An 18814-nucleotide genomic window follows, 5' to 3' on the forward strand; every position below is an offset into this window, starting at 1 on the left:
GCTCACTCGAAGACGGCCGCCTCTCCGCTCGGCTTCTGTGTGCGCCAGTTCTCATAGGTGGTCCGGGAGATGGTCGCGGTCGCATCGGGAAGCAGATCGCGACTCGACAGCCGCGCACCGAAGTAGGTGCCCAGAGGGTCAGGGGCGGCCTCCCGATCGTCCTTGCGGGAACGGAGATCGATCCTCGCCAGCTCCTCGAGGGTGAAGATCTCGGGGCCCGCATACTCGGCGGTGGCGAACAGCGGGTCTCCGATCGCCACCTGCGCGAGCGCGTCGGCGACGTCGTCAGCGGCCAGGGGGCGCACCAGCACATCGGCCACACGTACTGCTCCATCGCGAACAGCGTTGTCGGTGATCGTGTGGATGAACTCGAAGAACTGCGTCGCATGCACGAGTGAGTACGGACGCCCGGAGGACGTGATGAGCTGCTCCTGTTGCAGCTTCGCGGCGAAATAGCCGCCCTCCGCTCGTGCCAGCCGGTCGGTGCCCACCACCGAGAGCGCGACGTGGTGCGGTACCCCTGCGGCTTCCCCGTAGGTCAGCAGGTTGATCGTGCTGACGTAGAAGAACTCCTTCGCTGCGGCTTCGTCGGTGTACGAGGAATTGGAGACGTCGACGACGACGTCCGCACCTTCCAGCGCCTCCGCCAGGCCCTCGCCGGTGTATGTGTTGACACCCGTGGCCCGTGCAGCGACCAGGACATCGTGCCCCGTCGCCCTCAACGCCTTCACAAGCTTCGTGCCGACCAGTCCCGTTCCGCCGATCACCGTGATCTTCATGTTGCTCCTTCGCGTGCTCCTGGGACGATCCGTTTCCCGCCCACACTGAGATGACCAGACGACACCGCCAGGTGTGACCATGCGCACGTGCGGATCGTGACGGCTCGCACGCCGTTCTCCGGGCGCGGTCCGGACCTGTCACACCCAGACCCGCTGCACGGTCTGTGATGACAGTGGTCGGCAATCCGCCGTCCCCGGTCCGAAAGGCGACCATGTCGACACCCTGGTCCGCCGAGCACGGCGAGGCGACGCCACAGCTCGCGGAGCACTCCGGCCAGAGTCCGGCCTCACCCGATGGCTTCACGGCCGCGCTGAACGGCACCGCGGGGACTGAACTGCTCGTGCTGCAATCCGTTGCGAGCGCGACGATCAGCGAGGCTGGGACGCGCAGCACCATTTACCTGTCGACGCTCTCGAGCGGACTGGTGGCGATCGGATTTGCGAGCGGCTCGCCCACGTTGCTCGCCGCCCTCGTCTTCACGGTGCTTCCGACCATCTTCATGCTCGGCTGGTTCACCGTGGTGCGGCTGGTGGACAACAGCGTCGAGAACATCACGGCACGTCGCCGCATGGAGCGGATCCGTGAGTACTTCGTCAGCGTGCACCCGCGCGGGCCGGAGGTGATCGCTCTCGACGATCCACGATCGGGTGAGTACGGGGTGCGTTATACCCGCGCCTCCTTTCTGTTCACCATGGCCAGCATGATCGGTGCCGCGAACTGCGTGCTGGGAGGCGCGATCGTCGCTCTCGCGCTGTTCGTCGGGCTTCACGTCCCGGCGCTTCCCGCCCAGGCGGCGGGTGCGGTCGTGGGACTGACGCTGCTTGGTGCGACATTGGTCTACGAGCGTCGGCGGATTCGAACGGCGGGCTGAGTCGCGCGCCGATCCAGATCCCGGCGAGTCGTCACAGATCGCCGCGCTCCGCGGTCAATGGCTGTGACGGAGGAGTTCAACGCTCACCGCCGCTGCCTGACCGAAACACGATAGACACGGGGAATGGATGTGGAGAAGCGAGCTGGTGCGATCCCGATGAACGAAGGCGAGGAGCTCGATGAGGCGCTGGCGGTGTTCAACGCGCACCGCCGACGTCTCTTCGGGATCGCGTATCGGATGCTGAGCACTGTCGCCGATGCCGAGGACATCGTGCAGGAGACGTGGATCCGTTGGCAGAACACGGATCGCGCGGCAATCAGAGAGCCCGTTGCGTTCCTCACCACCGTGACGACACGGCTGGCGATCAACGTCTTGCAATCGTCGCGTTCGCGCCGTGAGACGTACATCGGGCCCTGGCTTCCCGAGCCGGTCAACACAGAGGACGACCCCGCCCTGGGAGCGGAGCGGGCAGAGGCGCTGCAGTTCGCCATCCTGCTGACGTTGGAGAAGCTCACGCCGACGGAGCGCGCGGCGTACATCCTGCGAGAAGCCTTCGACTATCCCTACCCGCGGATCGCCGAGGTGATCTCCAGCAGCGTCGTCAGCGCGAGGCAACTCGTCAGTCGTGCGCGTGCACATCTCGCCTCGCCGAGAAAGGCATCTGTGGAATCCACCGCCCAGCGTGACCTGCTCGAGGCCTTCCTGACAGCTGCACAGAAGGGTGATGCGCAAGAACTCGAAGCGCTGTTCGCGGCTGACGTCGTCAGTTACACGGACGGGAACGGAGCGAAGCTTGCGGCACGTATTCCCGTGATCGGCCGCCGACGCGTCGCCACCTTTGTCGCCGCCTTCGCCCATCACTTCTGGGAAGGCAAGAGCATCGAGTGGGTGCACGTGAACGGTCAACCGGCCGCGACGCTGGAAGAAGGCGGGAGGATCACGACGCTCGTGACGGCGACCACGTCGAGTGACGGCATCGTCCAGCTGCTCTGGGTGATGAGCCCCGCCAAACTCGAGCGCTTGAATGCGATCAGCGCATGAGCCGAGGGTACGAGCCGGGATCGCTGGGACGAGGACGCCGTGGCGTCGGGGACCGCGATCTGCTGGAGAGGCTGCGAAGGGGACTTGTGGCCCGCGACGCAGATGCCATCGGGGAGCTCCTCCACCCCGAGGCGGCTGTCGTCATCGACAGCGGCGGACACCTGCCCACGGTCGACATCCCGGTGACGGGCCGATCCGCAGTCGTCGCGGAGCTGGTGGCGCTGATGGTGCCGGAAACCGGAGCCGCTTCCGCTTCCATCAACGGTGTGCCTGGACTGACGATCCTCCGTGACCGCCAGATTGTTGGCACGCTCACGGCGGAGGTGCGATCAGGCCGACTGGCGGTCGTGTGGGTCGTCTGCAACCCGGACAAGCTGCGACCCTGGAATCAGTTCTCGCCGGCGAGGTAGTGACTCTCGAGCAAGCGCCGGAACCGATTGACCGTTATCCGCCCTCGTACTGGATGCCGTCCGAGCAGGTTTCCTGTGCCGCCGTCTGTCCCGACGCGCTCCAGTCCAGTGGCACCGGGGTCGTTGGGTCGGTGGTGCCGGGATCCGTCGTCCCCGGATCGGTAGTGCCCGGATCGGTGGTTCCCGGATCGGTGGCGCCGGGATCCGTGGTCGTGCCATCGCTCGGAGCGGTCTCGTCGATGACTCCCGCGCCGGTGCGCGACAGCGCGATCGGCTGATTGGCCTTGATAGCAGACATCAGCGCCTCGGCGGTGGCCGGGTCCGCGGCGAGGCTGGTGGAGCCCGGAATGTCCACCACGGGGTACGACACGAACACGATGTCCTCGAACGGCACGTCCTTGATGGCGAGCGCCAGCTGCACCATGCGGACGGGATCGGCGAGGCGGTCATCGGTCTGGATGTTGCGCGCCACGACGGATGCCAGCTTCAGCAGCGTCGCAGGGTTGGAGAGCACCTCCGTGCTGCGCAACTTGTTGATCAGCCGCGACATGTACTGCTGCTGGTTGCTGATGCGAGCGAGGTCGCTCTCCTGGTTGAGGCCGTGTCGTGTGCGGAGGAACTGCAGTGCCTCGCCGCCGGAGATCGTATGCTCACCGGCCGGAAGGTCCAGGTTGGTGTGCGAGTCCTTGATTCCCTCGCCCGCCACGCATACCGTGACGCCCCCGACGGCATCCGTGATCTTGATGACACCGAGAAAGCTCAGTTTCGCCGCAAAGTCCACGCTGAGCCCCGTGAGCTGCTCCACGGTGTCTGCGACACACACCAGCCCGCCGGCCTCGTAGGCGGTGTTGATCTTCGCGGTGCCGCCGAGGTCCACGTTGCCCTGTTCGTCGGTGCATTCGGGGCGCTCGACCGCGAGGTCGCGCGGGAACGAGAGCACCGTGACGCGGCGAGGCGCCTCGGACACGTGGACGAGGATGTTCACGTCGTTGAGGTGGTGCGCGGCCTCTTCACCCGAGCACCGGTCGGCCCCGATGAAGTCGCGGATCGACTCGTCGCACTCATCCGTGCCGATCACGAGCATGTTGAACGCGCCCGGGTAGGCGGCGAGCTCCGGCGGCGCGATCGGATCGTTCTGCAGACTGACCGCGTTATCGCGAATGGTGCCGGTGAGGTCGTTGTAGTTGAAGAGGATCACGCCGGCTGCGGCCAGTACGACGGCAGCCACCCCCGCGACGATCCGCGTCAGGATGCCGCCCAACGCGTTGCGCCGCGGCAGATTGGCGTGCCGCGCAACGGTGCGGCGGCGGGAGCGGCGGGCGGATCGGGCCATGCCGCAACCCTACCCGCGATGACTGAACGATCCGGTGCGACGGATCTCCACCCGATCTCCACCCGCGGGTGGTCGGGCGCGAAACTCCGTGGCGAGAACCTGGATTCACGGCCGACCCGGCCGAATCGGAAAGGTCTGCACATGTCTCCGCAGTTGCTGTTCAACGCACTCGTCATCGTCCTGCTCATCGGCTACATCGGCTACCGCCAGATGCAGTGGCGGGCGTTCGAGCCGGGGCGGATCTGGCGCGGACCGATCATCCTGGCGGTCGTCGGCCTCGGATATCTGGCGTACTCGACCACGGCGATCGGAACCCTCGACATCGCCGTGCTGGTGTTGGAACTCGCGATCTCCGTGGGCATTGGAGCGCTGATGGGAGCGATCGCGACGTTCCGGCCGCTGACAGCGGAGGACCGCGTCCGCGATCCGCGGGCGCAGTGGGCCTCGCGGACCGGTGGCGTGGGCATCGTGCTCTGGGTGACGATGATCGCCGTGCGCATCGGGATCGATGTGCTGGCAGGGATGGCGGGGTCGCATCTGGCCGCCAGCACGGGTGTGATCCTGCTCGTGTTCGCCGCCAACCGCGCCGGCCGTGCGATCACGATGGGCGCGCGGTTGCAGAAGCTGGCCCGCGTCAGCGCATGATGGTCTCATGACCGAGCGTCCCGTGCTGTGGAGCGCCGCAATCACGATCGCCGTCTCGGCGTTCGTGGGGGTGGCGCTCCTGTCTGCGACCTCGCCGACGGGCATCGTCGTGGGACTGATCGCAGTGATCGCGTGGCCGGTGGCGACCATCCTTCTCCGCCTCGACCGATGGCGGACAGGCGCGGCGTTCGCCGTCCTCGGGATGCTGAGCGGCGCGCTGGCCGGCGGACCCAGCGGGGGACTCTCGCTGGTGCCCGCAGCGGTCTGCGCGATGCTGCTGATCGCACGGCTCGAACTGCCCGTGTGGCTGGGATCGACGGTCGCGGGCATCGGCGTCGTGCTGGTGTGCGGCGGCATCGCGCTTCTGGCCCCGAACCTCGGGGTGAGCGCGATGCTCACGATGAGCTTGGGACTGTCGGTGGGCGTGCTCGGCGGTTTCGTGCGCCGGACCACACGACTGTCGGCCCTCGCAGCGGAGAAGGCGCGGGAGGAGCGCATGCTCGCCCGCGAGACCGAGGGGCGCATTGCTCTCGCCCGCGATCTGCATGATGTGCTGGCGCATTCGCTCGGCGGCCTCACGGTGCAGCTGGACGCCATCGATGCGCTCTTGGAAGCAGGGCGGATCGACGAAGCACGAACTCGCGCGACGGAGGCGCGACGACTCGCGGCACACGGTCTCGCTGATGCTCGAACGGCGGTGGCGGCGCTGCGCGAACCTGCGCTGCAGGAAGCGGACACGGATCCCGCGGCCGGCATCGAGGAGCTGATCCGTGCCCACCGGTCGCTCGGCGGGGTCGTGACGGTGTCCGTACACGGTGCGTCGCGCGCGGTGCCGGACATGATCGCGACCGCGGTGGTCCGTGCGGTGCAGGAGTCGCTGAGCAACGCGCGTCGTCACGCTCCGGGTGCGTCCGTCGCGCTCGACCTGGACTGGCGCAATGATCGCGTGGTGATGCGTGTGACCACGCCGCTCCCGGCCGAACCACAGCCGCGCGGTGGCGGGTACGGGCTGACGGGGATGCGAGAGCGGTTCGAATCGCTGCCGTTCGGGGGGAGTGTGCAGGCAGACGCGCGAGATGGAGAATTCCAGGTGGTGGCCGAAGCGGCGCTGATGACGCGTCCCGGGGAGAAGGGCGGACGATGACGACGAAACCGATCCGGGTGGTGATCGCGGACGACCAGGACCTCGTTCGTGACGGCCTGAACACGATCGTTTCCCTGCTCGCCGATGTCGAGGTGGTCGGCCAGGCCGCTGACGGCGCGGAGGCCGTCGCGCTCGTGGTGGCGGAACGCCCTGACGTGGTGCTCATGGACCTGCGGATGCCGGTCATGGATGGCACCGAGGCGACCCGCCGCATCACGGTCGACGCGCCGGACACCGCCGTGCTCGTCCTCACGACGTACGCCGACGACGACTCGATCCTCGGCGCACTTCGCGCCGGCGCTCGCGGCTACCTCACGAAGGATGCGGGGCGCGAGCAGATCGCCGCCGCCATCCGCGCGGTGGCGGGCGGGCAGGCGACGTTCGCCGCCGAGGTCGCGGCACGTGTCGTGTCGGCGACGGCTTCCTCCGCACCCACTCCGGCGGCGGAGCTGCGAGCACGGTTCCCCGACCTCACCCCGCGCGAGGCCGAGGTGCTCGCGCTCGTGGCCGACGGACTCAACAACACCGAGATCGCACACCGGCTGTTCGTGGGGGTGTCGACGGTGAAGACGCACATCAACGCGATCTTCGCGAAGCTCGACATCCGCGACCGGGCCCAGGCGATCACCCGCGTCCGCTCCGGGGTCTGAGCCGCACGCCCCCGCGAGACGAAGGGCGCTCAGGAGGCGGAGGCGGAGGCGATGGGTTCGGGGCAGTTCAGCTGTTCGAGCGGCGCTTCTGCGTCCGCTCGGCGACGCGACCACCAGATCGCCAGGGACGCCACGGCGATGACCGTGATCGAGATCCCGACGACGTAGCCTGCGACCCCGAGATACCCGTTCGGCACCGTGTAGGGGTTGAGGAAGGGGTACGGGTACCACCACGGCTGGCCGGTCGTCGGGCTGGTGATCTGCTCGCCGCGGATCATCGTGTAGATCACCCAGACGATCGGGAACCCGACGACCACCCACAGCGCGCGCCAGCTGATCGGGCGGACGCCGACCCGGAAGATCAGCTCCAGCAGCAACATGGCGGGACCGACGACGTGCAGCACCTCGTTCGACCACGCGACGGTTCCGCCCGGTTCAAGCGGAATTCCGCGGAGAAGCGTGTTGTAGACGATGCCGGTGATCACCATGTAGGTGCCGACGGAAAGCAGCAGCACGCTCAACGCTCGCGGTTGGAACCGGCGGCGACGCCCACGTGTCAGCAGCCAGAGTCCGCAGAGCAGAAGCGTGATCGCGGCGAGGACGTTGGAGAGGATCGTGAAGAAGCTGAAGAAGTTCGTGAGAACCGTGAGGAAGTCACGGTCTTTGTCGATCGCGAAACCGAGCGTCCGGATCAGCTGAGCGACGATCGCGGCCACGATCACCGCGGCCATCGCGAGACGCAACAGCGCCCAGAGCAGGCGCGGGGTGGTCCGAAGGGGCGCGGGGGACGACAGCGGGCTCACACGCTCACACTAATGGAGCGAGCCCGATCCGCAGGAGGATCGGGCTCGCACTCGTTGTCATGTCGTGACGTGCGTCACTGTGCGGCGGCCGCGGACGTGATGGTCACGGCTTCCGCGGGAGCGCCGTCCTGGCGTCCGCCGGCCACGCCCTTCGCCGCGATGGCCTGGACCACGGCGGTGCCGGCCTCGTCCATGTGACCGAAGACCGTGTAGTTCGGTGGGAGGCTGCTGTCCTCGTAGACGAGGAAGAACTGCGATCCGTTGGTGTTGGCCCCTGCATTCGCCATCGCCACGGTGCCGGCGGGGTAAGTCATGTCGGGGCTGGTCTCATCCGCGAACGAGTAACCCGGTCCGCCCGTGCCGGTGCCGGTGGGGTCGCCGCACTGCAGGACGAAGATGCCCTGCGTGGTGAGGCGGTGGCACTTCGTGTTGTCGAAGTAGCCCTGCGAGATCAGGGAGACGAAGCTGTTCACCGTGCACGGCGTCTTGTCGCCGTCCAGCGTGATGGCGATATCGCCCGCCGAGGTCGTGAGCGTCGCCGTCTTCGCTAGCTCGGGCTCGCTGGCCGGTGCTGACGCGGGCTTCGCAGCGGAGCCGGCCGCGGGGTACGAGCATGTGCCGGTCTGAGTCACCGTCGTGCTCGCGCTCGCGGTGGGCTGCGCTTCGGGAGCGGAATTCGGAGAGCACGCCGCCAGGCCGGCGAGCAGCACGGCCACGACGGGAAGCACCAGGAGACGTTTACGCATGGAACGAGCGTAGCCGCCGGCCGGCGATCGCTTCACCTCCGCCGCGTCCCGTCCGCGGGGACGAGTCCGCCGTCGCTTCTCCGCCGTCGCTTCTCCGCCGCCATGAGTCCCCAGTGCCTCGTCCGCCGTCCCCCGTCCGCCGTCCCCCGTCCGCCGTGCGCGCGCGTCGCGTGCTGTGACCCGCGAGACTTCCGTCTGTGGGCGACAATCGCCGCAATGCGTGGATTCTCGCCCACAGACGGAAGTCTCGCGGGATGAGGAACGCCCCGTAGGCCGGGAGCGGACGGCGGACGAGGGACGGCGGGGGAGGAGAGAACCGGGGCGAGGATGCCGGGCGGGGCGCGCCGGTGGGGCGCGCCGCGGTCAGTCGAAGATCGGGAGCAACACGGACGGCGTGGGGGCCGGGGTGCTGTAGCGGCGCCGACCGGGGATACCGGTGCGCTCATCGACGGCCAGCGAGACCACTTCGTTCGAGCGCTGCCCCGCGATGAGCAGGGTGTCGGAGACCAGCACGTGATGCCGCGGCCAGTCCACGTGGCTTTCGACCGTCGCGATCGACTCGACCCGCGAGCCATCGCCCAGCACCCGTAGCGTCGCGATCGCGTTGATTCCGCGAACCCCGGCATAGAGCAGTCCTGCATCCGCCGAAGCCGACAGCTCGCCGGGGAAGTCGGCTCTCACGCTCGCTTCCGGCGACACCGGAGCCGCCGACACGATGCGCCACCGACCGGTGGCATCGGGGGCGAGGACGTAGACCTCGCACGAGTACTCGGTCACCACATACAGGTGTCCGCTCGGGTGCCACACCGTGTGCCGCGGGCCGGTTCCGAACGGCAGCACGACCTCCTGCTGCAGCTGCCCGTCGCGCCAGAACCGCACCAGATCGAAGCCCAGATCGGTGGTGGCCACGAGGCCGCCGGAGACGTGTCGCGCCTGGTGCGCGTGGGAGGTGCGCGCCGCCGCGATCGGCTCAGGATCGGTGAACGTGACGGCCGACTCGATGCCGTCGGGCAGGGTCGGCCGCTCGGGCAGCAGGTGTGCGAACTCCTCACCGACCGCGTCTCGCAATGCCGCTGCGGCGGCCGCGAGATCCGCGGATGCCGCAGCGATCTCCGCCGACTGTGCGGCGCTCACGCCCAGATCGTCCGGCAGACGTGCCGCGGGGGAATCCGCATACGGATCCACCGCCGCCGTCCCGAACACCGGGTCACCGGGCACACCGTCGTCGTCGAGCCGATACCGGGTCACCGTACCGTCGCCGTATCCGGTCGCCGTGAGCCAGCGTCCGTCGGGGGATGCGACGACGTGACACGTCACCTCACCGGCGGGCTGCACCGCGCCGATCGGCGCGAGTGTCGCGGGTCCGGTGCGAGTGAACGCCCGCACACCACCCGCACCCTCGAGCGCCGCGTAGACGACGTCGAGGGTCGGGTGCTGTGCAAGCCAGGAGGGGGAGTCGACCGCGACGGCCGTTCCCGCGAAGCTCAGCGGACCGCCAGCGGACGGGGTGTCGGCATCGCCGGCGAGCAGGACGCCGATGCCGGCGCCGTCTCCATCCATGTCCGCGGTGTATCCGCCGAGCCAGAGTCGCATGTCAGCCGATCAGGTCGTGACGCACGATGACCGCGTCGCGAGACGGGCCGGTGCCGATGACGGAGATGCGTGTGCCGCTCATCCGTTCGAGTGCCAGCACATAGTCCTGCGCGTTCTGCGGCAGGTCATCGAAGGTGCGCGCCGTGGAGATGTCCTCGGTCCACCCCGGGAAGTACTCGAAGATCGGCTTCGCGTGGTGGAAGTCCGTCTGGTTCACGGGCATCTCGTCGAAGCGGACCCCGTCGACGTCGTAGGCCACGCACACGGGGATCTGCTCGATGCCGGTGAGAATATCGAGCTTGGTGAGCACGATGTCGGTCAGACCGTTGACGCGCGTGGCGTAGCGGGTGACCGGCGCGTCATACCAGCCCACACGACGCGGACGCCCGGTGGTGGTGCCGAACTCGAAGCCGCGCGAGCGCAGCATGTCGCCGTTCTCATCGAACAGCTCGGTGGGGAACGGGCCTGCACCCACGCGGGTGGCATAGGCCTTCGCGATGCCGACGATGCGGTCGAGGCGGTTGGGGCCGACGCCCGATCCGGTCGCGGCGCCACCAGCCGTGGCGGAGGAGCTGGTCACGAACGGGTACGTGCCGTGGTCGACGTCGAGCATCGTGGCCTGGCCACCCTCGAACACGACGACCTCGCCGCGCTCGAGCGCCTGATCCAGCAGCAGCGACGTGTCCGCCACCATCGGGCGCAGTCGCTCGGCGTACGACAGCAGCTCTTCCACGATGGTGTCGGGGTCGATCGCCTTGCGGTTGAACATCTTCACCAGCAGGTGGTTCTTCTGGTCGAGAGCGCCCTCGACCTTTTGGCGCAGGATGTTCTCGTCGAACAGGTCCTGGATGCGAATGCCCACGCGGTTGATCTTGTCGGCGTAGCTGGGGCCGATGCCGCGACCCGTTGTGCCGATCTGACGCTTGCCGAGGAAGCGCTCGGTGACGTTGTCGAGCGTGCGGTGATAGGAGGTGATGACGTGCGCGTTGGCGCTGACCTTGAGCTTGGAGACGTCCACGCCACGAGCGGCGAGCGCTTCCAGCTCCCCGAAGAGCACCTCGATGTCGATGACGACGCCGTTGCCGATGACCGGCGTCACGCCGGGCGACAGGATGCCCGACGGCAGCAGGTGAAGTGCGTACTTCTCATCGCCCACCACCACGGTGTGGCCGGCGTTGTTGCCGCCGTTGAACTTCACGACCCAGTCGGTGCGTTCACCGAGAAGGTCCGTGGCCTTGCCCTTGCCCTCGTCGCCCCACTGGACGCCGACGATCACGATTCCTGGCATTTGGGATCACCCCCGTAAAGGGACCCGAGCGGGTCCACCCCATCCTATCGGAGGCCGTTTTCGCTTCCCGATCGTGGTGCGCACCCGGTAGCGTCGGGATCATGCAGCTCGGAATGCACTTCGCCCTGACCGACGCTCTCGCTGAGCGCCTGCGCGCTGCGGCCGGAGATGACGACGCGTTGCGCGCCTTCATCGAGGAGATCGAGGAGGCGGGGGTTCCGTCGTGCGAGACCGACAAGGCGTGGGATCCGATCTCGTGCGCTCTCGCTCCGGCGTCGGCCCCGGATCGTGACCCGGAGGAATGGCCCGCGTACGGAGTGATCCTCGGTGACGAAGACCTCCAGGAGGACGACGACGAGCTCCTCGTCACCTACCTGTCGGCCGAGCACGTGCCGGAGGTTGCCGCATGGCTGGACACGCTGGATGAGGAGACGTTCGCTGCCGCCTACGCTGTGATGCCAGAGGAGCTGCGCAACCCGGAGTACGGCGACGACGAGCGTGACTACGCGTGGGGATACCTCGACGCGCTGCACACGTTCCTCACCGAAGCCGCACGGGCCGGGTCGCACGTGGTGTTCCACGTCGAGAGTTGAACGACCGCTTTATGCTGGGGACATGAGCCAGATCGAGGATCCCACCGCCACGCTGCTGCGGCTGCGGGCGACCATCGACAACATCGATGCCGCGCTGATCTTCATGCTGGCCGAGCGCTTCCGCGCGACGCAGCAGGTCGGCGTGCTGAAGGCCACGCACGAGATGCCCGCGTCCGACCCCATGCGCGAGGAGCAGCAGGTCGCGCGGCTGCGCGAGCTCGCCGAGGCCGCGCATCTGGATCCGGAGTTCGCGGAGAAGTGGTTCAACTTCGTGGTTGCCGAGGTGATCCGCCACCACACGGAGGCCGGCGCCCCGAGCTGACGTCGAGGCTCGGGCTGGGAACTGCGTCAGTGCTTCGATGCGCGGAGCGACCGCGATGGCACTCCCTCGCGAGAAACCCAAGCAAGTCCAAGAAAGCCGGCGATGCGGGGTTTCTCGGACTTGTTTGGGTGTTTCGGGGCATCAGAAGGTTGCGAAGCGAGGGAATCTGGGGCAACGGAGGACGGATCGGGGCCGGCGGGTCTAGATCGGCGACATCGTCCTCGTTTCGTGTCGCGAGCATCGGGGCGGCCGAGACTGACAGGCGTTCATAGCTGATCGCCGTCTCATTTCAAGCGGTGAGGCGTACCCTGACCGCGTGCGTGGCGCGGAGAAGTCAGTACGAGTGCGGTCGTTCGCCGCCCGTGCCGTGCCGCCGGCGGCGCTGCTCACCCTCATCGCCACCGTGGTGAACGCGATCGGGTCGGGGGTTCCGTCGCTGTGGGGAGACGAAGCGGCGACCCAGCTCTCGGCCACGAGACCGTTCCCCAGTCTGATCGCCATGCTGGGCAACATCGACATCGTTCATGGCGTGAATTATGCGATGATGCACCTCTGGGTCGCCGTTGCGGGCACGAGTCCGTTCGCGCTGCGGTTCCCCTCCGCGGTGGCAATCGGGCTGTGCGCTGGGGTGATGGTGTGGATCGGTGCTCGCCTGAGATCGGTGCCGTTCGGGATTCTGGTGGGCGCGTTCACGGCGTTCCTGCCTCGTCTCACCCACGCGGCCGTCGAAGCGCGGGCGTACGCGTTCGATGCCCTGTTCGCCGCCGTGCTGGTGGGGCTCGTGATCGAGGTGCTGCGTCGTCGAGACTCCTCGCGCTGGTCGTGGGTCGCATACGGTGCGATGCTCGCCATCGCGACGACGACCTTTCTCTATGTCGGCCTCATGGCGGCGGCGATCGGCGCCGCGCTGTGGTGGCGACGCGTGGACCGGCGCACCTGGCTGAGGTGGGTGGTGTCGTCGCTTGCGGGGCTGATGATTGCATCGCCGGTGGCCTGGATCGCGCTGCACCAGCGCGGGCAGATCGCCTTTCTGGCGACCGCCGGCCACACGAATCCGTATGCCATCCTCGTCGAGATGTGGTTCGTTGCGGACGCGTACGCCTGGATCGCCTGGGCGATCATCGCCATCGCCATCGTGGGGTGGATTCGGTCTCGGCCGCGGCGAGGCGACTCGATCGATGCTGTGAGCATCGCGCTACCGTGGGCGGTGATTCCTCTCGTGTTGGTACTCGTCAGCGACGCCGTGCATCACGACTACACGCCCCGCTATCTCACGTTCGCCGGCCCCGCGGTGGCGCTGCTTCTGGCATCCGGGATCGCGGAACTCGCGCGACTTCGCCTGCGTCGCATTCCGGTCGCGGCGCTCTGCGCGGTGATCCTGATCGCGTCGGCCACCATCCCGGTGTGGGCGGGGCAGCGGGGACCGTGGTCGAAGCGCGGGTCGGATTGGAACGGCGTTGCAGCGCTGATCTCGGAGCAGGCTCGACCCGGCGATGCGATCGTCTTCGACGAGAGCGTTGACCCGTCGTGGCGGCCTCGGCTGGCGCTGGACACCAACCCGCGTCCATTCGCGCAGGTGCGCGATGTGCAGCTCGTCACCCCGTATTGGCAGAGCCCCACCTGGCACGCGGAGACCCGCACCACTGCCGAAGCCATCGAGGCGGGCGCTCTCGATGACGTGTCGCGCGTGTGGGTTGTGGAAACCGTCATTGACGGTGTGGTGAGCGTCGATGGAATGGCGCAACTGCGCGCGGCCGGGTTCGAGGTGGTCGAGCACGAGAGGCTCAACGTCTCGGACATCTCACTCTTCGCCCGCGGCGGGGGCTGATCTCCCCAGCTATCCACAGGATGTGAGTTATCCACATGGGGATATGTGGATAACTCCGCCTCTCGGATGCAGTCCGCGGAAGAGCGCACGGAACTACGCTCGTGTAATTCCATCCCCAGGTGTGGAAAGTCCTGTGGAGAAGTGGATCTTTCGTTGAAACGGCGCGGAACTTCGCGACCTGATTCTGCCGTTCGGAGATGAACGCGCGTCTTAACGATCGGCGTCGATTGGTCAACGAATCCGGAGCGCCGACGGGAGGCGAGTTAACCGCTGGCGTGTATTGACGTGAGGCGTGGGTGGGGTTAACCACGGGGCGTGGGTGGGGTTAACCGCGGGTGTGTACGGCGTGAGGTCCGTCGAGGGTTAACCACGGACGCGGAACCGTCAGCGAGGTCCCGCGTCACCGAGCAACGGTCGATCCGTTCGCGGCATCGCAACAGGGGCACAGCGAGACGCACCGCAGGATGTTCCGCGGTGCGTCTCCTCTCAGCCCTGGCGTCCGGCCGGTATCGCGGTCTCCGCTGCCGTGCGAGGACCCGCCGCGCGGCTCGCTATCCAGATCGCCAGCGGAGCGAGTGCGGCCGCGATCACCCAGGCCGCTGGAGCGGAGCCGCCGAGCAGCGCCAGCACGACCGCGGCCGTCGCAACCACAGCAGAGGCAGTCGCCCACGGTGCACGTACGCCGTCGATCGGGGAGGGGCGCCGCGCTTCCGTGCGCCCGACGATGGCCACCAGTGCCGCGACGGCGATCATCACGCCCACAAGCCACAGCGGGCGCGTGGCCCACCAGTCGGAACTGAGGGGAGTGGGCAGATCGATCGGGAGGAGAAGCAGCGAGCCGGCCAGCGCGACCACCACCAGCATGTGCCAGGCATAGATCGTCATCGCGCGGGCGTTGATCCAGCCGATGACGGTCGATGCACGTCCGTTCGTGACCCGGCGCAGTGCGGGGCGCAGCAGCAGGAAGAGGGATACCTGGGCGATGCCGAGGAGGACCAGCGCGCCCATCGGCGGGTTCAGAGCGGAAAGCAGATCGGTCGGGTAGAAGCCGGTGAGCATCGTGATCGCCAGCAGAAGCACCGACCCGGCGCCGATCATCACGACTCGGGATCGCGGGATGCGATCGAAGCGCCGGTCGGCCAGGGAGAAGCCGATCTGCTGCATCAGCAACCACACGAAGGCCATGTTGAGGAGGCCGATCGCCGTGAAGCCGGTGGTGACTCGGACGATGTCGACGAGCAGTGCGCCTGCCGCGAGCGCGCCGAGGGTGAGGACGCGGTGCCGCTCGTGAAGGCGCACCATCGCGGGAACCAGAGCGCTGCACACGAGGTAGACCGCCAGGAACCAGAAGGGCTGGCCGATGCGGAAGCCAGCCACGGAGACGACCTCGGGCGGTACGCCCGTCATCACGAGTGCGGCCAGGAAGACAGCGATGGCGCTGATCGCGGCGCCGGCCGGGATCAGCAGTCGCCGGACGCGTGCCGCGATGTAATCGGACGCCGTCGTCCCGCGCTCTCGCAGCCGCGTCCACTGCGTGAAACTCGCGAAGCCGCCGAGCACAAAGAAGAGCGGCATGATCTGCACCACCCACGTGAGGGCGGGGAACCCGGCCCAATGCTCCATCGCGTTCTCCAGCAGCGGCGTACCTGATTCGTCGCGACCGACGCCCACCATGAACGCGTGCAGCAGCACCACGATGCCGAGAAGAACCGCGCGGACGGCGTCGACCGATCCGTCGCGCGTCGACGGAGGTCGGATCGCCCCGATCGCTGCCGCCGTGCTCGCTCGGTGCGAGACGGGGCGCGCCACCGTGACGGACGGAGATGCGATGAAGGGGGAGACGAGTGCCATGAACACACTGTCCGGTGAAGGTGTGAGGTCCCGCGTCCCGCCCCGGTCGCCTTCGACCCCCTACCCCGGTACTACGTTCCGCGCCGACGCGCGCCCGCTACTGCGTTCCGCCCCGACGCGCGCCGCCCGGTCTCAGTTTGCGCTCGTGTTGAGCGTTCGCCGGCCGTCTTCTGAGAGCAGTCCGACGCCTGGTCTCAGTAGTTGACTTCTTCGAGGCCGAGGGCTGCAGTTCGTGAGCCCAGTACCCGGGTGCGTGGCGAGGCGCGGATGCAGCGGGTCAGCCCGCGGGGGAGACGAGCCCGGCGTCGTAGGCGAGGATCACGGCCTGAACGCGATCGCGCAGGTGCAGCTTGCTGAAGATCCGGCTGACGTGGGTCTTGACGGTCTGCTCCGCGAGGAACAGCTGCGCGGCGATCTCGCCGTTGGAAAGCCCCTGACCCACCAGGACGAGGATCTCGTGCTCGCGTTCGGTGAGGTCGTTGAGGCGAAGAGAATGGGTGTTCACCGCCGGACGCGTCGCGGCGAACCGTTCGAGAAGTCGCTTCGTGATGCGGGGCGCGAGGAGTGCATCGCCCGCCGCCACGATGCGCACGGCCTGCACCAGCTCGTCCGGAAGTGCGTCTTTCAGCAGGAATCCGCTGGCCCCCGCGCCGAGCGCGTCATGCACGTACTCGTCGGCGTCGAACGTGGTGAGAATCAGGATGGCGGGGGCGGGCCTGCCGTCACGCTCGGCTGACGCGAGGATCTGACGGGTCGCCTCGATGCCGTCCATGGTGGGCATGCGCACGTCCATGAGCACGACGTCCGGTCGCAGTGATCGCGCCTGCGCCACGCCCTCGGCGCCGTCGCCGGCCTGACCCACGACATCGATGCCGTCCTGCGCCTGCAGAATGGCCGCGAAGCCGGCGCGCACCATCGCCTGGTCGTCCACGATCAGCACACTCGTCATGCGCTTCCCTTCGTCCGTGTCCATTCTGAGTTCATCGCGCGCGAAAGGACCGATCCGTGCGCCGTGTCAGAGATCACGCCCGCGGGAAACTGACGCGGACGCGGAAGCCGCCGTCGACGGGGGAGGCCGACACCGCACCGCCGAGCGCCGAAACGCGCTCGCGCATTCCACGCAACCCCTGCCCTCCGCCGTCGGAGCGAGCCGCTGCGGGCAGTTCGGGGGCCTCGTTCGTGATGGTCACGATGCGCGAATCCTGCTCATCTTCCCAGTCGATCCGCGTCGCGGCACCCGGCGCGTGGCGTGCCGCGTTGCTCAGCGCCTCCTGCACCACGCGATAGACCGTGAGCCCGAACACCGGGTCGGCCTGCTCGGCGTCGTTCAGCTCCCAGCGTCCGCTCTCGGCGACGGGAGCGAGGTCGCGGGCGCGGGCGATCAACGCGCTCAGGTCAGCGAATCCGGGCTGGGGGGCGCGCTGGACCGTCGACTCCTCGTCGCGCAGCAGACCGAGGATCGTGCGCATCTCCGCCATGGAAGTCCGCGCGGTTGCGGCGAGGTCGTCGAACTCCGCGGCTGCCTCGTCCGAGAGCCCTGCCAGTCGATAGCGGGCCGACGCCGCGCGGATCTGGATGGCGGACATCCCGTGCGCCACCACGTCGTGCAGTTCGCGGGCGATGCGCGCCTTGTCTTCCACGGCTTCGCGTCGGGCGTGCTCGGCGGCGGTCATGGCCTGCTGTCGGGTGAGTTCGGCTCGGATGATGGTCCAGTTGCGGAGCATCACCCCGACTCCGACGCCCAGCAGCGACACCGATGCGAAGACCACCAGATCCGCCACCACCGTGCCCACGGCCACGCGTTCGCCGTACTCGCTCGCCGTCATCAGCGCAATGAAGTTCGTGAGCGCCCACCCGCAGGCCGCCACCCACCACCGCGCCCGCAGTCCCACGATGATCCAGGTGAACGTGAGCGCGATCATCGTCGGAACGGCCACGGGCCAGGGTGCCGCCGTGTCCGGTGACGCGAGGGCGGAGAGCGATGCGGCGGCCAGCACTGCGGCGGCGGTCGCCCAGTACGGCGCGATCAGTGCTCCGGGGATCGCCGCGGCGAGCATCGTCGCGAAGATTACGATGGCTCCGGCCGGGATTCGGTACTCGGTCGCGCCCAGCGTCGCGGTGACGGCGAGGAGAGCGATAGCGGCGGCCGCAGCAAGGATCCAGATGATGAGCGCGCGTCGGCCCGGGAGCACACGGTCGGTCATCACGCCCCAGCGGCGGAGGGAAGCAGCGGTGTCGTTCATGCTGCTCCCACGCTAGGCGGCGCGCACCGGCCGCGCATCACCCCGTGGTAGGGGTGGCGTTCTCGCGAGCACGGCGTCCGAGGAGCACAGCAGCGATCACGCCGCCGATGGCACCGAACAGATGCCCCTGCCACGAGATCCCCTGCTGCCCCGGGAACACACCCCACAGCACGCCGCCGTATGCCGCGAGTGCCAGGATGCCCACCACGATCTGCAGCGCGCTGCGGGCGAAGATGCCTCGCAGCACGAGGAACGTGATCCAGCCGAAGATCAGCGAGGAAGCACCGATGTGGACGCTGTTCGGCTGCGCGATGAGCCAGGTCCCCACGCCGGCGACCACCCAGATGATCGCCGTGGCCTCGAGCCAGAGCGTCACGCCGGAGAGCAGGATCACGAAGCTCAGTACAAGCGCGGGTCCGGAGTTGGCGAGCAAGTGCTGCCAACCGCCGTGCAGCAACGGAGCCCAGAGGATTCCCCACAGACCGTTTATCTCACGCGGCTGGATGCCGTAGTAGTCGAGGCTGTTGCCCAGGACGGTGTCGACGATCTCGATCACCCAGAGCAGCGCGACGAACCCCGCGCTGGTGATTGCCGCGGTGGCGATGCGTCCGCGGATCGGTGACCTTCGGGCGGGGGCGAGCTCGCTCATGCAGCCAGCGTAGAGGTCGGACCT

General features: G+C 68.0%; 19 protein-coding genes. 9 read left to right on the forward strand and 10 right to left on the reverse strand.

The window, feature by feature from the left end:
* Nucleotides 1–2 precede the first annotated feature (2 nt).
* Nucleotides 3–779, reverse strand: coding sequence for an SDR family oxidoreductase (locus tag ABTV68_RS01050; protein WP_433675766.1), 777 nt, complete (start codon nt 777–779; stop codon nt 3–5).
* A 212-nt stretch (nt 780–991) separates the two neighbouring features.
* On the opposite strand from ABTV68_RS01050, the gene ABTV68_RS01055 reads away from it, so the two are divergent.
* The 3 genes from ABTV68_RS01055 (at nt 992) to ABTV68_RS01065 (ending at nt 3102) form a co-directional block, all read left to right on the forward strand.
* Nucleotides 992–1651, forward strand: a complete 660-nt coding sequence (locus ABTV68_RS01055; RefSeq protein WP_433675767.1) for a hypothetical protein — start codon at nt 992–994, stop codon at nt 1649–1651.
* A 123-nt stretch (nt 1652–1774) separates the two neighbouring features.
* A complete protein-coding gene (locus tag ABTV68_RS01060) occupies nt 1775–2692 on the forward strand; it encodes an RNA polymerase sigma-70 factor (protein ID WP_433675768.1) in 918 nt (305 codons plus the stop codon).
* Nucleotides 2689–3102, forward strand: a complete 414-nt coding sequence (locus ABTV68_RS01065; RefSeq protein WP_433675769.1) for a hypothetical protein — start codon at nt 2689–2691, stop codon at nt 3100–3102. Before ABTV68_RS01060 ends, ABTV68_RS01065 begins: the two co-directional genes overlap by 4 nt.
* Before the next feature lie 34 nt (nt 3103–3136).
* Here the strand turns inward: ABTV68_RS01065 and ABTV68_RS01070 are convergent, their stop codons facing one another.
* Entirely contained in the window at nt 3137–4435 is a 1299-nt protein-coding gene (locus ABTV68_RS01070) for an LCP family protein (protein WP_433675770.1), read from the reverse strand.
* A gap of 141 nt (nt 4436–4576) precedes the next feature.
* On the opposite strand from ABTV68_RS01070, the gene ABTV68_RS01075 reads away from it, so the two are divergent.
* Genes ABTV68_RS01075 through ABTV68_RS01085 form a run of 3 tightly spaced genes read left to right on the forward strand, consistent with a single transcriptional unit; the run spans nt 4577 to nt 6874 of the window.
* The gene (locus ABTV68_RS01075) at nt 4577–5080 is read left to right on the forward strand and encodes a hypothetical protein (protein WP_433675771.1); all 504 of its coding nucleotides are present in this window, start codon (nt 4577–4579) and stop codon (nt 5078–5080) included.
* Between the two features lie 7 nt (nt 5081–5087).
* The gene (locus ABTV68_RS01080; RefSeq protein WP_433675772.1) at nt 5088–6224 is read left to right on the forward strand and encodes a sensor histidine kinase; all 1137 of its coding nucleotides are present in this window, start codon (nt 5088–5090) and stop codon (nt 6222–6224) included.
* Nucleotides 6221–6874, forward strand: coding sequence for a response regulator transcription factor (locus ABTV68_RS01085; RefSeq protein ID WP_433675773.1), 654 nt, complete (start codon nt 6221–6223; stop codon nt 6872–6874). The genes ABTV68_RS01080 and ABTV68_RS01085 overlap by 4 nt, the downstream gene beginning before the upstream one ends.
* Before the next feature lie 29 nt (nt 6875–6903).
* Here ABTV68_RS01085 and ABTV68_RS01090 read toward each other — a convergent pair whose 3' ends face one another.
* From ABTV68_RS01090 to ABTV68_RS01105, 4 genes are all read right to left on the reverse strand, one after another.
* Complete coding sequence (locus ABTV68_RS01090) at nt 6904–7677, reverse strand: Pr6Pr family membrane protein (protein ID WP_433675774.1); 774 nt, start codon at nt 7675–7677, stop codon at nt 6904–6906.
* A 74-nt stretch (nt 7678–7751) separates the two neighbouring features.
* A complete protein-coding gene (locus ABTV68_RS01095) occupies nt 7752–8423 on the reverse strand; it encodes a peptidylprolyl isomerase (RefSeq protein ID WP_433675775.1) in 672 nt (223 codons plus the stop codon).
* Nucleotides 8424–8786: 363 nt separating this feature from the next.
* A complete protein-coding gene (locus ABTV68_RS01100; RefSeq protein ID WP_433675776.1) occupies nt 8787–10016 on the reverse strand; it encodes a lactonase family protein in 1230 nt (409 codons plus the stop codon).
* Nucleotide 10017: 1 nt separating this feature from the next.
* On the reverse strand, nt 10018–11304 hold the full coding sequence (locus tag ABTV68_RS01105) for an adenylosuccinate synthase (protein ID WP_433675777.1): 1287 nt from the start codon (nt 11302–11304) through the stop codon (nt 10018–10020).
* Between the two features lie 101 nt (nt 11305–11405).
* Between ABTV68_RS01105 and ABTV68_RS01110 the strand changes: the two genes are divergently transcribed.
* The 3 genes from ABTV68_RS01110 to ABTV68_RS01120 all read left to right on the forward strand — a co-directional run bounded on the left by ABTV68_RS01110 (nt 11406) and on the right by ABTV68_RS01120 (nt 14047).
* Nucleotides 11406–11897 carry a DUF1877 family protein gene (locus tag ABTV68_RS01110; RefSeq protein WP_433675778.1) on the forward strand — a complete coding sequence of 164 codons (492 nt, stop codon included), beginning with the start codon at nt 11406–11408 and terminating at the stop codon, nt 11895–11897.
* Between the two features lie 22 nt (nt 11898–11919).
* Nucleotides 11920–12219: a chorismate mutase gene (locus ABTV68_RS01115; RefSeq protein WP_433675779.1), complete on the forward strand. Its 300-nt coding sequence runs from the start codon at nt 11920–11922 to the stop codon at nt 12217–12219.
* 316 nt (nt 12220–12535) lie between these two features.
* Entirely contained in the window at nt 12536–14047 is a 1512-nt protein-coding gene (locus tag ABTV68_RS01120) for a glycosyltransferase family 39 protein (RefSeq protein WP_433675780.1), read from the forward strand.
* A 486-nt stretch (nt 14048–14533) separates the two neighbouring features.
* Here ABTV68_RS01120 and ABTV68_RS01125 read toward each other — a convergent pair whose 3' ends face one another.
* The 4 genes from ABTV68_RS01125 to ABTV68_RS01140 all read right to left on the reverse strand — a co-directional run bounded on the left by ABTV68_RS01125 (nt 14534) and on the right by ABTV68_RS01140 (nt 18790).
* Complete coding sequence (locus ABTV68_RS01125; RefSeq protein WP_433675781.1) at nt 14534–15898, reverse strand: acyltransferase family protein; 1365 nt, start codon at nt 15896–15898, stop codon at nt 14534–14536.
* Nucleotides 15899–16175: 277 nt separating this feature from the next.
* Nucleotides 16176–16847 (reverse strand): response regulator, encoded by a 672-nt coding sequence (locus ABTV68_RS01130; protein WP_433675782.1) that lies wholly within the window; start codon nt 16845–16847, stop codon nt 16176–16178.
* Between the two features lie 73 nt (nt 16848–16920).
* Nucleotides 16921–18141, reverse strand: a complete 1221-nt coding sequence (locus ABTV68_RS01135; protein WP_433675783.1) for a sensor histidine kinase — start codon at nt 18139–18141, stop codon at nt 16921–16923.
* A 37-nt stretch (nt 18142–18178) separates the two neighbouring features.
* On the reverse strand, nt 18179–18790 hold the full coding sequence (locus tag ABTV68_RS01140; RefSeq protein WP_433675784.1) for a rhomboid family intramembrane serine protease: 612 nt from the start codon (nt 18788–18790) through the stop codon (nt 18179–18181).
* Nucleotides 18791–18814: the final 24 nt, after the last annotated feature.

It is taken from the genome of Microbacterium gorillae, from assembly GCF_050990725.1.
In the GTDB taxonomy this organism is placed as follows: Bacteria; Actinomycetota; Actinomycetes; order Actinomycetales; family Microbacteriaceae; genus Microbacterium; species Microbacterium gorillae_A.

Coding starts and splice junctions, on each gene's coding strand:
- ABTV68_RS01050 (WP_433675766.1), bottom strand. CDS start 779: ATGAAGATCACGGTGATCGGCGGAACGGGACTGGTCGGCACGAAGCTT.
- ABTV68_RS01055 (WP_433675767.1), top strand. CDS start 992: ATGTCGACACCCTGGTCCGCCGAGCACGGCGAGGCGACGCCACAGCTC.
- ABTV68_RS01060 (WP_433675768.1), top strand. CDS start 1,775: ATGGATGTGGAGAAGCGAGCTGGTGCGATCCCGATGAACGAAGGCGAG.
- ABTV68_RS01065 (WP_433675769.1), top strand. CDS start 2,689: ATGAGCCGAGGGTACGAGCCGGGATCGCTGGGACGAGGACGCCGTGGC.
- ABTV68_RS01070 (WP_433675770.1), bottom strand. CDS start 4,435: ATGGCCCGATCCGCCCGCCGCTCCCGCCGCCGCACCGTTGCGCGGCAC.
- ABTV68_RS01075 (WP_433675771.1), top strand. CDS start 4,577: ATGTCTCCGCAGTTGCTGTTCAACGCACTCGTCATCGTCCTGCTCATC.
- ABTV68_RS01080 (WP_433675772.1), top strand. CDS start 5,088: ATGACCGAGCGTCCCGTGCTGTGGAGCGCCGCAATCACGATCGCCGTC.
- ABTV68_RS01085 (WP_433675773.1), top strand. CDS start 6,221: ATGACGACGAAACCGATCCGGGTGGTGATCGCGGACGACCAGGACCTC.
- ABTV68_RS01095 (WP_433675775.1), bottom strand. CDS start 8,423: ATGCGTAAACGTCTCCTGGTGCTTCCCGTCGTGGCCGTGCTGCTCGCC.
- ABTV68_RS01100 (WP_433675776.1), bottom strand. CDS start 10,016: ATGCGACTCTGGCTCGGCGGATACACCGCGGACATGGATGGAGACGGC.
- ABTV68_RS01105 (WP_433675777.1), bottom strand. CDS start 11,304: ATGCCAGGAATCGTGATCGTCGGCGTCCAGTGGGGCGACGAGGGCAAG.
- ABTV68_RS01110 (WP_433675778.1), top strand. CDS start 11,406: ATGCAGCTCGGAATGCACTTCGCCCTGACCGACGCTCTCGCTGAGCGC.
- ABTV68_RS01115 (WP_433675779.1), top strand. CDS start 11,920: ATGAGCCAGATCGAGGATCCCACCGCCACGCTGCTGCGGCTGCGGGCG.
- ABTV68_RS01125 (WP_433675781.1), bottom strand. CDS start 15,898: ATGGCACTCGTCTCCCCCTTCATCGCATCTCCGTCCGTCACGGTGGCG.
- ABTV68_RS01130 (WP_433675782.1), bottom strand. CDS start 16,847: ATGACGAGTGTGCTGATCGTGGACGACCAGGCGATGGTGCGCGCCGGC.
- ABTV68_RS01135 (WP_433675783.1), bottom strand. CDS start 18,141: ATGAACGACACCGCTGCTTCCCTCCGCCGCTGGGGCGTGATGACCGAC.
- ABTV68_RS01140 (WP_433675784.1), bottom strand. CDS start 18,790: ATGAGCGAGCTCGCCCCCGCCCGAAGGTCACCGATCCGCGGACGCATC.